Source organism: Tabrizicola sp. (assembly GCF_016792905.1).
Taxonomy (GTDB): Bacteria; Pseudomonadota; Alphaproteobacteria; order Rhodobacterales; family Rhodobacteraceae; genus Tabrizicola.
In genome coordinates this window covers 1-14053 of sequence record NZ_JAEULP010000063.1, presented here as the reverse complement: position 1 = coordinate 14053, position 14053 = coordinate 1, and the positions used below count along the sequence as shown (strand labels likewise).

Annotated in this window: 9 protein-coding genes and 1 pseudogene; 6 read left to right on the top strand and 4 right to left on the bottom strand. The window is 65.8% G+C overall.

The annotated features are described in order from the left end of the window. From nusA to infB, 3 genes are all read left to right on the top strand, one after another. On the top strand, positions 1–1575 hold a 1575-nt coding region (gene nusA / locus JNL31_RS13170), incomplete at its 5' end, for a transcription termination factor NusA (protein WP_294973960.1). Positions 1576–1597: 22 nt separating this feature from the next. Next, the gene (locus JNL31_RS13165) at positions 1598–2242 is read left to right on the top strand and encodes an RNA-binding protein (protein ID WP_294973958.1); all 645 of its coding nucleotides are present in this window, start codon (positions 1598–1600) and stop codon (positions 2240–2242) included. Then, entirely contained in the window at positions 2239–4821 is a 2583-nt protein-coding gene (infB, locus tag JNL31_RS13160; RefSeq protein ID WP_294973957.1) for a translation initiation factor IF-2, read from the top strand. Before JNL31_RS13165 ends, infB begins: the two co-directional genes overlap by 4 nt. Positions 4822–4935: 114 nt before the next feature. On the opposite strand, the gene JNL31_RS13155 is transcribed toward infB, so the two are convergent. The 3 genes from JNL31_RS13155 to JNL31_RS13145 form a co-directional block, all read right to left on the bottom strand. Continuing rightward, on the bottom strand, positions 4936–5334 hold the full coding sequence (locus JNL31_RS13155; RefSeq protein ID WP_294973956.1) for a (deoxy)nucleoside triphosphate pyrophosphohydrolase: 399 nt from the start codon (positions 5332–5334) through the stop codon (positions 4936–4938). Between the two features lie 71 nt (positions 5335–5405). Next, positions 5406–6797 (bottom strand): bifunctional glutamate N-acetyltransferase/amino-acid acetyltransferase ArgJ, encoded by a 1392-nt coding sequence (argJ, locus tag JNL31_RS13150; RefSeq protein ID WP_294973954.1) that lies wholly within the window; start codon positions 6795–6797, stop codon positions 5406–5408. 27 nt (positions 6798–6824) lie between these two features. Next, entirely contained in the window at positions 6825–7667 is an 843-nt protein-coding gene (locus tag JNL31_RS13145; RefSeq protein WP_294973953.1) for a peptidylprolyl isomerase, read from the bottom strand. Between the two features lie 188 nt (positions 7668–7855). On the opposite strand from JNL31_RS13145, the gene secA reads away from it, so the two are divergent. The 3 genes from secA to JNL31_RS13130 all read left to right on the top strand — a co-directional run bounded on the left by secA (position 7856) and on the right by JNL31_RS13130 (position 13202). Continuing rightward, on the top strand, positions 7856–10597 hold the full coding sequence (gene secA, locus JNL31_RS13140; RefSeq protein WP_294973950.1) for a preprotein translocase subunit SecA: 2742 nt from the start codon (positions 7856–7858) through the stop codon (positions 10595–10597). Positions 10598–10744: 147 nt separating this feature from the next. After that, positions 10745–11656: a hypothetical protein gene (locus JNL31_RS13135; RefSeq protein ID WP_294973947.1), complete on the top strand. Its 912-nt coding sequence runs from the start codon at positions 10745–10747 to the stop codon at positions 11654–11656. Positions 11657–11675: 19 nt separating this feature from the next. After that, positions 11676–13202 carry a phosphate ABC transporter substrate-binding/OmpA family protein gene (locus JNL31_RS13130; protein WP_294973945.1) on the top strand — a complete coding sequence of 509 codons (1527 nt, stop codon included), beginning with the start codon at positions 11676–11678 and terminating at the stop codon, positions 13200–13202. Here JNL31_RS13130 and JNL31_RS13125 read toward each other — a convergent pair. Beyond that, positions 13199–14053 (bottom strand): annotated as a pseudogene (locus JNL31_RS13125) (mannitol dehydrogenase family protein); the annotation flags it as partial. The gene JNL31_RS13130 and the pseudogene JNL31_RS13125 overlap by 4 nt on opposite strands.

The following is a 14053-nucleotide window of genomic DNA, read 5'->3' as shown; positions in this document are numbered from 1 at the left end:
CTGTTGCAGATCGCCGATGCAGTCGCCCGTGAAAAGGTGATCGACCGCATGATCGTGGTCGCCGCCATGGAGGACGCCATCCAGAAGGCGGCCCGCTCGCGCTACGGATCGGAGACCGACATCCGCGCCGAGATCAATCCGAAGACCGGGGAGATCAAGCTGCAGCGCCTGCTGCGTGTCGCCGAGAACGTCGAGAACCCGGCCGCCGAGATCACGCTCGAGGAAGCGCGCGACAAGAACCCGGCCGCGCAGGTCGGCGACTACATCGCCGAGCCGTTGCCGCCGATGGACTTCGGACGCATCGCCGCCCAGTCGGCGAAACAGGTCATCGTCCAGAAGGTCCGCGAGGCCGAGCGCGACCGTCAGTACGAGGAGTTCAAGGACCGCATCGGCGAGGTCGTCAACGGCCAGGTCAAGCGCGTCGAGTACGGCAATGTCATCGTTGATCTCGGCCGCGGCGAAGGCATCGTCCGCCGCGACGAGTTGATCCCGCGCGAGACCTTCCGCTACGGCGATCGCATCCGCGCCTACATCTACGACGTCCGCCGCGAGCAGCGCGGTCCGCAGATCTTCCTGTCGCGTACCCATCCCCAGTTCATGGCGAAGCTCTTCGCCCAGGAGGTGCCGGAAATCTACGACGGCATCATCGAGATCAAGGCCGTCGCCCGCGATCCGGGCAGCCGTGCCAAGATCGCCGTGATCAGCTACGACAACTCCATCGACCCGGTCGGTGCCTGCGTCGGTATGCGCGGCAGCCGCGTTCAGGCCGTGGTGAACGAGCTTCAGGGCGAAAAGATCGACATCATTCCGTGGAACGGCGACACCGCCACCTTCCTGGTGAACGCCCTGCAACCGGCAGAAGTCTCGAAAGTCGTGTTCGACGAAGAGGCCGCGAAGATCGAGGTCGTGGTCCCGGACGAACAGCTTTCGCTCGCCATCGGCCGTCGCGGCCAGAACGTGCGGCTGGCCAGCCAGCTGACCGGCCTCGACATCGACATCCTGACCGAAGCCGAGGAATCGCAGCGCCGCCAGGCCGAATTTGCCGAACGGACCAAGCTGTTCATGGATTCGCTGGACGTCGACGAAATGATGGCCCAGCTTCTGGTCGCCGAAGGTTTCACCAACCTGGAAGAAGTCGCCTATGTCGAACTCGACGAACTGCTGTCCATCGATGGCTTCGACGAAGATACGGCGGCGGAACTTCAGGCCCGCGCCCGCGACTATCTGGAAGCCGCCAATGCCAAGGCGATGGAAAACGCCCGGGCCATGGGGGTCGAGGACAGCCTGGTCAACTTCGAGGGCCTGACGCCCCAGATGCTTGAGGCGCTTGCCAAGGACGGCATCAAGACCCTGGAAGACTTCGCCACCTGTGCCGACTGGGAGTTGGCGGGCGGCTGGACGACCGAGAATGGCCAGCGCAAGAAGGACGAAGGGGTCCTCGAAAAATTCGACATGTCGCTTGAGGAAGCGCAGACCCTGATCATGACCGCGCGTGTCATGCTGGGCTGGGTCGATCCGACGGAACTGGAGCAACCGGAAGAAGAGGTTGCCGACGACGAGGAGGCCGAGGCCTGATTTCAGGCCTCGGGGACACGCGTTGACGCGCGGCGGCCGGGAAAAGGACAGGGACGATCCGGAACGCAAATGCATTGCGACCGGGGAAAGCCAGCCGAAGGCGGGGCTGATCCGCTTTTGCCTGGGGCCAGACGGGCAGATCGTCCCGGACGTGATGGGTAAGCTGCCCGGCCGAGGCATCTACGTTTCGGCTGACCGCGCGGCACTCGAAAAGGCGGCAAAGAAGAATCTCTTCTCGCGCGCCGCCCGCCAGCCAGTGAAGGTGCCCGACGGGCTGGCAGATCTGGTCGAGACGCTGGTGTTGCAACGCACCATCGAAATGCTGTCGATGGCGCGCAAGGCCGGGGACGCTGTCACCGGCTACGAGAAGGTGAAGGACTGGCTGGTAAAGGGCACGGCGGCGACGCTGATCCAGGCCAGCGACGGGTCGGAACGGGGCAAGACCAAGCTACACGCGCCCGAGGGCGCAAACGGCTTTGTCGGCTGCCTTTCGGCTGGGGAAATCGGTTTGGCATTCGGGCGCGAACGTGCGATACACGCCGCGCTTGCCGCTGGTGGACTCAGGTCCCGTGTTGTAGAGGAAGCGGCAAAACTCGCCGGTCTGCGTGGGCAGATGGGCGGGGATGACGGCGGCGAGACCGCCATGAAGGATACGAAGAACGCATGAGCGATACTGACGGCAAGAAACCTCTTGGCCTTGGGGGCGCCCCCCGTTCCGGACAGGTGAAGCAAAGCTTCAGCCACGGCCGGACCAAGAGCGTCGTGGTCGAAACCAAACGCAAGCGCGTGATGGTGCCCACTCCGGTGAAACCGGGGGCGCCGGGCGCTGGCACGCCTTCGGCTTCGACCGGGCTTGGCGACCCGTCGAAACGGCCCGCAGGGATCACCGATGCCGAGATGGAGCGTCGTCTGACCGCTCTCCGCGCCGCGAAGGCGCGTGAGGTCGAGGATGCCGCACGCCGCGCCGAAGAAGAAAAGGCCCGCGAGGAAGACCGCGCCCGACGCCGCGAGGAGATCGAGGCGAAGGAGCGTGAGGATCGCGAACGCGCTGAAGCCCTGCGCCTGAAGGCCGAGGAAGAGGAACGCGCCGCCAAGGCCGAAGCCGCCGCCAAGATCGCCGCGGCCGAGGCCCGCAAGGCCGATGTTCTGGGCACCCGCGCCCGGTCGACGACCCCGCCTCCGGCCGCAGCCAAGCCGGCTGACCGTGCTGCTCCGGCTGCGCCCGCCGCCGAGGATGCGCGCGGCCCGGCATCGGCCAAGCCCGGCCTGCCGACGCCCCGCAAGACCGACCGCGATAAGGACGACCGTGCCGATCGTGGCGCCAAGCGTGGCGCGGGCGACGAAGGCCGCCGCTCGGGCAAGCTGACGCTCTCCGACGCCATCTCGGATGAGGGCGGCCGCCAGCGCAGCCTTGCCGCAATCAAGCGCAAGCAGGAGAAGGCCCGCCAGAAGGCGCTGGGCCTCGGCCACAAGGCCGAAAAGCAGGTGCGCGACGTGCAGTTGCCGGAAACCATCGTGGTGGGCGAACTGGCCAACCGGATGGCGGAACGCGCCGCCGACGTGGTCAAGGCGCTGATGAAGATGGGCATGATGGTCACGACCAACCAGGCCATCGATGCCGACACCGCCGAACTGGTGATCGAGGAATTCGGCCACAAGGCCGTCCGCGTGTCGGACGCCGACGTGGAACAGGTGATCGACACCGTGAAGGACTCGGATGACAGCCTGCAATCGCGTCCCGCGATCGTCACGATCATGGGTCACGTCGACCACGGCAAGACCTCGCTGCTTGATGCGATCCGGCATGCGAACGTGGTTTCGGGCGAAGCGGGCGGGATCACCCAGCACATCGGCGCCTATCAGGTGAAAACCCCGAACGGCCAGCTTGTCACCTTCCTCGACACCCCCGGCCACGCGGCCTTCACTTCGATGCGCTCGCGCGGCGCGCAGGTCACGGACATCGTGGTGCTGGTGGTTGCGGCGGATGATGCGGTGATGCCGCAGACGGTCGAGGCGATCAACCACGCCAAGGCCGCCAAGGTGCCGATGATCGTGGCGATCAACAAGATCGACAAGCACGAGGCAAACCCGACCAAGGTCCGCACTGACCTTCTCCAGCACGAAGTGGTGGTGGAAGCCATGTCGGGCGACGTGCAGGATGTCGAGGTTTCGGCCAAGACCGGCCTGGGCCTGGACGACCTCCTGGAAGCCATCGCGCTGCAGGCCGAAGTCCTTGAACTCCGCGCCAACCCGAACCGGGCGGCCTCGGGTGCCGTGATCGAAGCCAAGCTTGACGTGGGCCGGGGTCCTGTCGCGACGGTGCTGGTGCAGAACGGTACCCTGCGCAAGGGCGACATCTTCGTCGTCGGCGAGCAGTGGGGCAAGGTCCGCGCGCTGATCAACGACAAGGGCGAAACCATCGCCGAAGCCGGGCCTTCGGTCCCGGTCGAGGTGCTGGGCCTCTCGGGCACGCCGTCGGCGGGCGACACGCTGAACGTCGTCGAGACCGAGGCGCAGGCGCGTGAGATTGCCGACTACCGGATCAAGACCGCCAAGGACAAGCGGGCGGCTGCCGGGGCTGCGACCACGCTGGAGCAGCTGATGGCCAAGGCCAAGGCCGACCAGTCGGTGGCCGAACTGCCGATCCTGATCAAGGCCGACGTGCAGGGGTCCGCCGAAGCCATCGTCCAGGCGATGGAGAAGATCGGCAACGAGGAGGTCCGCGTCCGGGTGCTGCATTCGGGCGTCGGCGCGATCACCGACACGGACGTGGCGCTGGCCGAGGCGTCGAAGGCCCCGATCATCGGCTTCAACGTCCGGGCCAACGCGACGGCGCGGGCTTCGGCGACGCAGAAGGGGGTCGAGATCCGCTACTACTCGATCATCTACGATCTGGTCGACGACATCAAAGCCGCCGCTTCGGGGCTTCTCAAGGCCGAGGTCCGCGAGACCTTCATCGGCTACGCGAAGATCCTGGAGGTCTTCAAGGTGTCGGGCGTCGGCAAGGTTGCGGGCTGCCTGATCACCGAAGGTGTCGCGCGGCGGTCTGCCGGGGTTCGTCTGCTGCGGGACAACGTGGTGATCCACGAGGGCACGCTGAAGACGCTGAAACGCTTCAAGGACGAGGTGAAGGAAGTCATCTCGGGCCAGGAATGCGGCATGGCCTTCGAGAACTACGAGGACATCCGTCAGAACGATGTCATCGAGATTTTCGAGCGGGAAGAGGTCCAGCGCACGCTGGAGTGATCGGGTCTGTCCACGGTGGACAGATTTTCCGGGCCAATCTTTTCAAGGGGTTGGTCGCGGACGTTCAGGAAATCTTAAGAATTGCGCCGGGCCGTTGGTCCGGCGTTTTCATATCTAGAGCCAGTCGCGCAGGATCGGGATCAGGGGCAGGTCGGCGGGGGGCATCGGGTAGTCGCGCAGGCGGTTCGGTGCGACCCAGGCCAACTGCTGACCTTCGAGAGACCGAACGGTTCCCTGCCATTTCCGGCAGGCGAAGAGCGGCATCAGGAGGTGGAAGTCGTCATAGGTATGGCTGGCGAAGGTCAAGGGCGCGAGGCAGGACGCCCATGTGTCGATGTCCAGCTCTTCCTTCAGCTCGCGGATCAGCGCGGCCTCTGGGGTTTCGCCGGGCTCGACCTTGCCGCCGGGGAACTCCCAGAGCCCCGCGAGCGACTTGCCCTCGGGGCGCTGGGCCAGGAGGACGCGACCGTCTGGGTCGATCAGGGCGACGGCGGAGACGAGGAGGATTCTCATGCGTGGTCCTTGTCGGGACCGCCGGGGGGCCAGCCCCCCGGACCCCCCGGGATATTTTCGCCAATATGAAATCAGGAGCGGTAGTCGGCGTTGATCTCGATGTAGCGGGAGGTCAGGTCGCAGGTCCAGACGCTGCGCTTCGCTTTGCCAAGGCCAAGGTCGACCGCAAAGACGAGTTCCGGGCCCTGCATATAGCGGGCGCCGTCGTCTTCTTTGAAGTCGGGGTTCCGCCATCCGTTCCGCGCCACCAGGATATCGCCGAAGCGGATCGTCAGCTTGTCACGGTCGGCCGCTGCACCCGACTTGCCGATGGCTGCGACAATGCGGCCCCAATTCGGATCCTGCCCGGCAAGCGCCGTCTTCACCAGCGGCGAATTGGCGATTGAAAACGCGACCTTTGCGGCATCTTCGTCCGATGCCGCGCCGGTGACGCGGATTTCGACCAGCTTGGTCGCCCCTTCGCCGTCGCGCACCACCTGCAAGGCAAGGTCGCGCATCACGCCAGCCAGCGCGGTTTCGAAGGCCTTCAGCGCCGGGCCTTTCAGCTCGGCGGCAGGCGATTGCCCGGTCGCGGCGATCAGGAGCGTGTCGGAGGTCGATGTGTCGCTGTCCACCGTGATCGAGTTGAAAGTGGCATCCACGTTGCGCGCGAGCATCTTCTGCAACTGGTTCGCGCCGATCTTTGCATCGGTGAAGATATAGACCAGCATCGTCGCCATGTCGGGCGCGATCATGCCCGAGCCCTTGGCGATGCCGGAAATATGGATCGTGCCCCCCTCGCCCTGCACGGTGGCGGCGGCACCTTTCGGGAACGTGTCGGTGGTCATGATCGCCTGGGCGGCCATTTCCACGGCGGCTTCGGTCAGCGCGGCCACAAGGTCCGGCACTTTGGCGGTGATGCGCTCGAATGGCAGCGGCTCGCCGATCACGCCGGTCGAGGAGGAGAAGACCCGGGAGGCCGGAACCCCCAGCGCCTGCGCTACTGCGCCGGTGACGGCGGCTACGGCCTCATCGCCGACCTTGCCGGTAAAGGCGTTGGAATTGCCGGAGTTGACGATGATCGCGGCCCCGGCATCGGCCGGGACCTTCATGGCAAGCTTGGCCTGACAATCGCGCACGCAGCCCGACCGGGTGGAGGACCGGGTGAAGACCCCGGCCATCGTGGTGCCGGGCGCAAGACGCACCAGCATCACGTCCTTGCGGTTCTGGTAGCGGACCCCGGCCTCGACGGCGGCGAATTCTGCCCCCTTTATCGCGGGCAGAACCGGAAAGCTGGCGGGGGCAAGGGGCGAGACCGGCTTCAGCGCCTTTTTCGCCGCCGTGACCACCTCGTTGACCGCGCCGGAGACGGCTTCCGTCACCGCCTCGGCGACCGGACCCGCGGCGGCGGTCAGGCTGTCCTTCAGCTTGCGGACCTTTTTCTTCAGGGCCTTCGCCTCGGCCTTCCAGTCGGTCTTCGCCATGTCCCGTCCCCCCTGTTGCCGGTGCCGTCAGTCGATCAGGGCCGAGTTCTTCAGGATCGTCGGATCCAGCTTCTCGCCCTCGCGCGTGACGGTCGCACCCTTGGTCAGCTCGTCGATCTTCGCAGTGATCGCGGCGTTTTCAACCTCTTGCGCAAGCTCGTCACGCAACTGGTCAAGCGTGGGCTTCTCGGCGATCCGGGTCTCCTTGACCAGGATCAGGTGATAGCCGAAATCGGTCTTCACCGGGCCGGTGACTTCGCCGACCTTGGCGCCGACCACCGCATCCTCGAACGGCTTGACCATCATGCCCAGGCCAAACCAGCCCAGGTCGCCGCCATTGGCGCCCGAGCCGGTGTCGGTGGATTTCGTCTTGGCCAGTTCGGCGAAGTCGGCACCGCCCGCAAGTTCCTCCTTCAGCTTGTTCGCCTCTTCCTCGGTCGCGACCAGGATATGCGCGGCGTTGTATTCGGTCTGGGGCTTGGCATCCTTGAAGCGGTCGTCATAGGCCTTTTGCAGCGCCGCGTCGGTGACGGCTTCCTTGACGATCCCCTGGATCGCGAGGCCGGAGACATAGCCGCGCTTGTCGTTTTCCATCGTCGCAACGGCACGCGGGCCCAGATCCTTGACCGATTGCGCCAGGACTTCCTGTTGAATCAGCTGGTCATAGATGCCCTTGAACAGGACGTCGTCGGGCAGGCCCTGATATTCGGGCGGCAGGGATTCCTTCATGGCGATCATCTGCCCCAGGGTGATCTGCGTGCCGTTGACCGTGGCGACGACGGTATCTGCGGTTTCGCCCTCGGCCAGCACCGGGCCGGCAAGCACCGTCGCCAGCGCGAGGGCCGACCAGAAGCCTGAACGTTTCATCATTTTCACCATCTCCTGATCAGGCCCGTCCGCCTGCTTAAGTTGACTATCCCGGCCTTCCCCCTTACATCGCGACAGTCGCGTGGAACGGGTCCGTCCGGTCATACACTGGTCCTTCTAGGGAAGGTGCGGGGGCCGGGCAAGTCCAAGGGCCACACGATGCTGTCAGAAGCCGCTCCTTGGGAGAGAACATGCTGGGAATGGGATCGCTTGCGCGCAAGGTGTTCGGCACCCCGAACGACCGCAAGGTAAAGTCCGTCCGTCCGATCGTGGCGCAGATCAACGCGCTGGAGCCGGAGTTCCAGGCGCTGACCGACGAAGGCATCGTCGCCAAGACGCGCGAGTTCCAGAAGCGGGTGCAGGAGGGCGGCGAAAGCCTGGACGCGATCCTGCCGGAAGCCTTTGCCAACTGCCGCGAAGGCGCACGGCGGGCGCTGGGGCTCAGGGCCTTCGACGTGCAGCTGAAGGGGGCGATGTTCCTGCACCAGGGCAACATTTCCGAGATGAAGACGGGCGAGGGCAAGACGCTGGTCGCCGCCTTCGCCGCCTATCTGAACGCGCTGACGGGCAAGGGCGTGCATGTCGTCACGGTGAACGACTACCTGGCCAAGCGCGACGCGGAATGGATGGGCAAGGTCTATGCCCAGCTGGGGATGACGACGGGGGTGGTCTATTCGCACCAGCCGGACGCCGAGAAGATGGCAGCCTACCGCGCCGACATCACCTATGCGACGAACAACGAGCTGGGCTTCGACTACCTGCGCGACAACATGAAGGGCTCGCTGGAGGACATGGCGCAGCGCGGGCATGCCTATGCCATCGTCGACGAGGTGGACAGTATCCTGATCGACGAGGCGCGGACGCCGCTGATCATCTCCGGCCCCAGCCAGGACCGCAGCCCGCTGTACCAGGCGGTGGATGCGGTGATCCCGCACCTGACGCCGGAGCATTATTCGGTCGATGAAAAGACGCGGGGAGTGACCCTGACCGAAGAGGGCAACGACGCCATCGAGGCGCTCTTGCACCAGGCGGGGATCCTGCCGGAAGGGCAGAACCTCTATGCGGCGGAAAGCACCACCATCGTGCACCACGTCAACCAGGCCCTTCGGGCGCACAAGCTGTTCTTCAAGGACCAGCAATACATCGTCCGTGACGGCGAGGTGATGCTGATCGACGAGTTCACCGGACGGATGATGAAGGGGCGGCGGCTGTCGGACGGCCTCCACCAGGCGATCGAGGCGAAGGAGGGGGTGAAGATCAACCCCGAGAACGTGACCTACGCCTCAGTCACCTTCCAGAACTACTTCCGGCTTTACGAAAAGCTCGGGGGCATGACCGGCACGGCGGCGACCGAGGCCGAGGAATTCCGCGAGATCTACGGGCTGGGCGTGGTCGAGGTGCCGACGAACCGGGTGGTGGCGCGGATTGACGAGCATGACCAGGTGTTCCGCTCGGCGCGGGAGAAATATGACGGCATCCTGAAGGCGATCAAGGAAGCGCATGAAAAGGGCCAGCCGATCCTGGTCGGCACGACATCCATCGAGAAGTCGGAGCAGTTGTCCGAGCTATTGAAGGCCGACGGCATCCCGCATTCGGTGCTGAACGCGCGCCAGCATGAGATGGAAGCGAAGATCGTCGCCGATGCGGGCAAGCTGGGTTCTGTCACCATCGCGACGAACATGGCGGGGCGGGGCACCGACATCAAGCTGGGCGGCAACGTCGAGTTCAAGGTGATGGAGGCCATCGCCGCCGAGCCTGAGGGCGATCATGTCGCGATCCGCGCGCGGATCGAGGCTGCGCATACCGGCGAGGAAGAGGCGGTCAAGCAGGCCGGGGGCCTGTTCGTCCTTGGCACCGAACGCCACGAAAGCCGCCGGATCGACAACCAGCTGCGCGGCCGGTCGGGGCGTCAGGGCGACCCGGGCCGGTCGGCCTTCTTCCTGTCGCTGGAAGACGACCTGATGCGCATCTTCGGCTCGGAGCGGCTGGACAAGATCCTGTCGACGCTGGGGATGCAGGAAGGCGAATCCATCGTCCATCCCTGGGTCAACAAGTCGCTTGAGAAAGCACAGGCCAAGGTCGAGGGTCGCAACTTCGACATCCGCAAGCAGCTTCTGAAGTTCGACGACGTGATGAACGACCAGCGCAAGGCGATCTTCAGCCAGCGGATGGAGATCATGCAGGCCGACCACGTCGCCGACGTCGCCGCCGACATGCGGCATCAGGTGATCGAGGATCTGGTGGACCTGACCATGCCGCCCAAGTCCTACGCGGACGCCTGGGACACCGAGGGCTTGGTCGCCGGTTGCCGCGACATGCTGAACATCGACTTGCCGATTGCCGCCTGGGCGGCGGAGGAGGGCGTCGACCAGGCGGTGATCCTCGACCGGGTGATCGACGCCTCGGACAAGATGATGGCCGACAAGACAGAAGGCTTCGGCACCGAGACCATGCAGTCGATCGAGAAGCAGGTCTTGCTGCAAGCCATCGACAGCAAGTGGCGCGAACATCTTCTGCGGCTGGAGCACCTGCGTTCGGTGGTCAACTTCCGCGGCTACGCGCAACGCGACCCGCTGAACGAATACAAGACCGAGGCCTTCCAGCTGTTCGAGGGGCTGCTCAATTCGCTGCGCGAGCAGGTCACGCAGCAACTGTCCCGCATCCGCCCGGTTTCGAAGGAAGAGCAGGACGCGATGATGCGGCAGATGATGGCCGCCCAACAGGCTGCGGCCGCGCAAGAGGCGAAGGTGGTGGAAGCCGCTGCCGCCGCCCCGGCGGCCGCGCTTGTGGCGGCGCCCGTTGCCGAAGCCGCGACCCGGTTGGCGGGCTTCGACGAGGCTGATCCGACCACCTGGGGCAATCCGGGTCGCAATGATGCCTGCCCCTGCGGATCGGGTGAAAAGTTCAAGCACTGTCACGGCCGCCTTGTCTGAGGCGGTTGCATCGCCTGATCCGGGCACAATCCCCGGTTCAGGCCCCAATTGGGCGGCAAGTCCGTAAGCCTTCCCCAATAATGCCATTTCTCCGCCAGTATTGGACTCTAGTCGTAAACGGTCCGATTCTCGGGCCGGGGCACTGCCATGCTTTGGCGTCAAAAAATCCTGCGGATTTCCGCAGCCATAGGGGTGGCCGTTGCGGCCGCCCACACAACGGAACGGCTGAAGGCCCCCGCTGACGAACAGTCGATTCTGATTTCGGCCGCGCAGTTGATCCCGAAGCCGGCCTCGACGGACGCTGCCCCCGTCAGCGCGGTTCCGCAATCCGCCTCGCTCAGCAGCCCGGGCGATCCGGGCATGGGCGAACTGACCGGAATCACGCCTGTCGCCGCAACCACTCCGCCAGCCGATGGCGACCATTGTCGCCCCGAGCTTGAGCTTGCCGCCCTGCCGGGCGCGATGATCCACCTGACGCTGACGGCGCCCTGCAATCGAAGCGAACGCATTGTCGTGCGCCATTCCGGCCTGTCCTTCTCGGCCCAGACCCAGGCCGATGGTCGCGCCACGATCCTGCTGCCTGCGCTGAAGATGGAAGCCCTGGTTGCGGTCTACCTGCAGGACTCCCGCCTTGTGCTCGGCAAGCTGCAGGTGCCTGACGCCGCCCGCTATGCCCGCTTCGCCATCGTCTGGGCGCTCCCGGCCGAGCTGGAACTGCGCGTCACCGACGGTGACAAGGTGCTGGTCGGAAGTGCCACCCCCAGTCTTGACGACGACCAGCGGGTCATCGCGCTGGGCGCGCCCGGCACGCAGTCACCGTTGCTGGCGCGGGTCTATTCCGTGGCTGGCTCGAATCTTGGCCAAGTCGACATCACAGGGGAATTGCGGATCACCCCGGCCTCCTGCGGGCGGACGCTGCGGGTGGAGACGGTCTATTCCGCCGCCGGGATCACCACTGCGGCCGAACGGGCGATCACGGTTCCGCTCTGCGGGACGTCGGGCGACATTCTGGTGTTGAAGAATCTTGCGCCTGCCTTGAAGATCGCCGCCCCGAAGTAAGGTTGCGGACTGGCAAGGTATGGGTGTGAAGGCAGGCCTCGCGGCGCTGTGCGCTGCAGTGTGTTTCTGGCAACCCGCCCTGGCCCAGGACGTCACCCTTGTCGCCCGTGAGGGGGGCATCGTGCTGAATGGCACGCTGCAAGGATATGACGGTGAATTCTACCGGATTTCAACATCTTACGGGATGTTGACCGTCGATGGCGAGGGCGTGATCTGCGAAGGTCCGGCTTGCCCGGAGCTGGTCGCCCCCAAGGCGATGCTGCGGGTCGTCGGCGCGCCCGATGCCGCCGCACTTCTGCCCGCGTTGTTCCAGGCCTTCGCCCGGTCGCGCGGGCTGATCTATGAGGAGGCGCAGGGCAGTGCCTATGCCGCGCGAATCCTTGACCCGGAAAGCCGCAAGGACCTGGCCGAGATTTCCTTTGCCGCCCTGCCGCCGGATCAGGCGACGGTGGCGCTGGAGGCCGGGGCGGCCGACCTGAAGCTGTCGTTCCGGCCCGAGGCGGCGTTCGGCACGCATGCGGTCGCAACCGATGCGCTGGTTGCCATCGTCGCACCGGACAATCCGACACCTGAAATTTCTACCGTGGAGCTGGCCGGGGTCCTGGCGGGAGAGGTGACGAACTGGTCGCAGATCGGCGGGCCGGACATGCCGGTGGTGCTGCACGCGCTGGCGGCGGACACCGACATCCAGCAGGCCCTGGGCGAGCGGTTGGGGGCCAAGGAGGGGGCGACGGTGCTGCACCCTGACCTCGCCACGCTGGCGGAGGCGGTGGCAAAGGATCCCTGGGCCATCGCGATTTCCGGGCGGTCGGCGATTGCTCCGGCCCGGCGGATGCCACTGACCGACAGCTGCGGGTTTCCCCTGTTGCCGACCTCGCTGGCGATCAAGGCCGAGGATTACCCGCTGGCGCTGCCGGTCCTGATCCTGACGCCGAAACGCCGCTTGCCGCTTCTGACGCGCGAGTTCCTGGACTTCCTGCGCACGCCCGCGGCGCAGGATGCCGTCGCGGCGGCGGGGTTCGTGGACCGGTCGGCCAGCCGCCAGCCGATGACGGCGGACGGGTTGCGGCTGCTGAACGCGATCCAGGGCGCGGGCGAGGACGTGACGCTGGATGACCTGAAGCGGCTGGCGGGGATCATGGACGGGGCGGACCGGGTGTCGCTGACCTTCCGGTTCGAGGATGGGTCCTCGACGCTGGATGCGCAGTCGCAGGACAACCTGGCCGATCTGGCACTTCTGATCGCGGCGGGGCAGTTCCGCAATCAGAAGCTCATGCTGGCCGGGTTCTCGGACGGGTCCGGCGCGGCCGAGGCGAACCTGGCGCTGTCTGTCGAACGCGCGGCCAAGGTGGCGCAGGAGCTGGCCGCCGTGGCGCCGGACCTGTCGCCCGCCCAGATGCCGCAGGTCGAAGGCTTTGGCGAGGCCCTGCCGATGGCCTGCGACGAAACCGCCATCGGCCGCCAGCTGAACCGTCGGGTGGAACTTTGGGTCGCGCCGGACTTCGCCCCGGCCGGAACCCCGCCGGTCCTCGCCCCCGCGCCCTAGGCCAGATACTCGGTCAGGGTCTGCTTGGTCCCGACCTGCCAAAGCCGGTTCAGGTGCCGTTCGAAGGCCCCCGCGAACCGCGCATCCTTCCCAAGGTCGCCATAGACCGCCGTCATCTCAAGCCAGGCTGCCGGGCGCGACTTTGCGGCCTTCGACCGGGCTACCAGCGCGTCCCAGTCGGGGTCGTTCGGCGGGATATGGGTACCGCTGTCGGTTTCGCCATGGCAGTAGCGGCACCACAGGGCGGAGACCAGCGCCAGACCCTCGACCGACCCCCCCGCCGCCAGCGCGTCGCGCACCGAAGGGACGATGAACTTCGGCTGCCGGTTGGAGCCGTCAAGGCAGAGCCGCCGTTCGGTATCCGCGACCTCGGGGTTCGAGAACCGCTCGACGATCAGCCGGTAGTAGTCGCCGAGGTTGGTGTCGGGGACGGGGGGGATGTAGGGGATGATCTCGCCCATCTCCACCTTGTCGAGGAGCCCCTTGATCAGCGGGTTTGCCATCGCCTCATGCACATATTCGATGTCCATCAGCCCGCCGGGATAGGCGATGGTCGCGTGGCCGCCGTTCAGGATGCGGATCTTCATCATCTCGAAATTGTGGACATGCGGGGTCAGCGTGACCCCCACCTTCTCGAAGGCCGGGCGGCCTTGCGGGAAGTTGTCCTCCAGAACCCATTGCCGGAACGGCTCGCAGGTCACGGGGACCGGGTCGTCGCCCAGGCCGAAGCTTGCCGCCATCTCGCGTTCACGCGGTCCGGTGGCGGGGGTGATGCGGTCGACCATGCCGTTGGGGAAGGCGACATTGGCCTTGATCCAGTCGGCCAGCGCCGGATCGGACAGCCGGGCAAG

Bases quoted from the DNA above. Each gene is read 5' to 3' on its own strand.
- infB (WP_294973957.1), top strand. From the start codon at position 2,239: ATGAGCGATACTGACGGCAAGAAACCTCTTGGCCTTGGGGGCGCCCCC.
- JNL31_RS13135 (WP_294973947.1), top strand. From the start codon at position 10,745: ATGCTTTGGCGTCAAAAAATCCTGCGGATTTCCGCAGCCATAGGGGTG.
- argJ (WP_294973954.1), bottom strand. From the start codon at position 6,797: ATGGCGAAGACCGACTGGAAGGCCGAGGCGAAGGCCCTGAAGAAAAAG.
- JNL31_RS13130 (WP_294973945.1), top strand. From the start codon at position 11,676: ATGGGTGTGAAGGCAGGCCTCGCGGCGCTGTGCGCTGCAGTGTGTTTC.
- JNL31_RS13145 (WP_294973953.1), bottom strand. From the start codon at position 7,667: ATGATGAAACGTTCAGGCTTCTGGTCGGCCCTCGCGCTGGCGACGGTG.
- secA (WP_294973950.1), top strand. From the start codon at position 7,856: ATGCTGGGAATGGGATCGCTTGCGCGCAAGGTGTTCGGCACCCCGAAC.
- JNL31_RS13155 (WP_294973956.1), bottom strand. From the start codon at position 5,334: ATGAGAATCCTCCTCGTCTCCGCCGTCGCCCTGATCGACCCAGACGGT.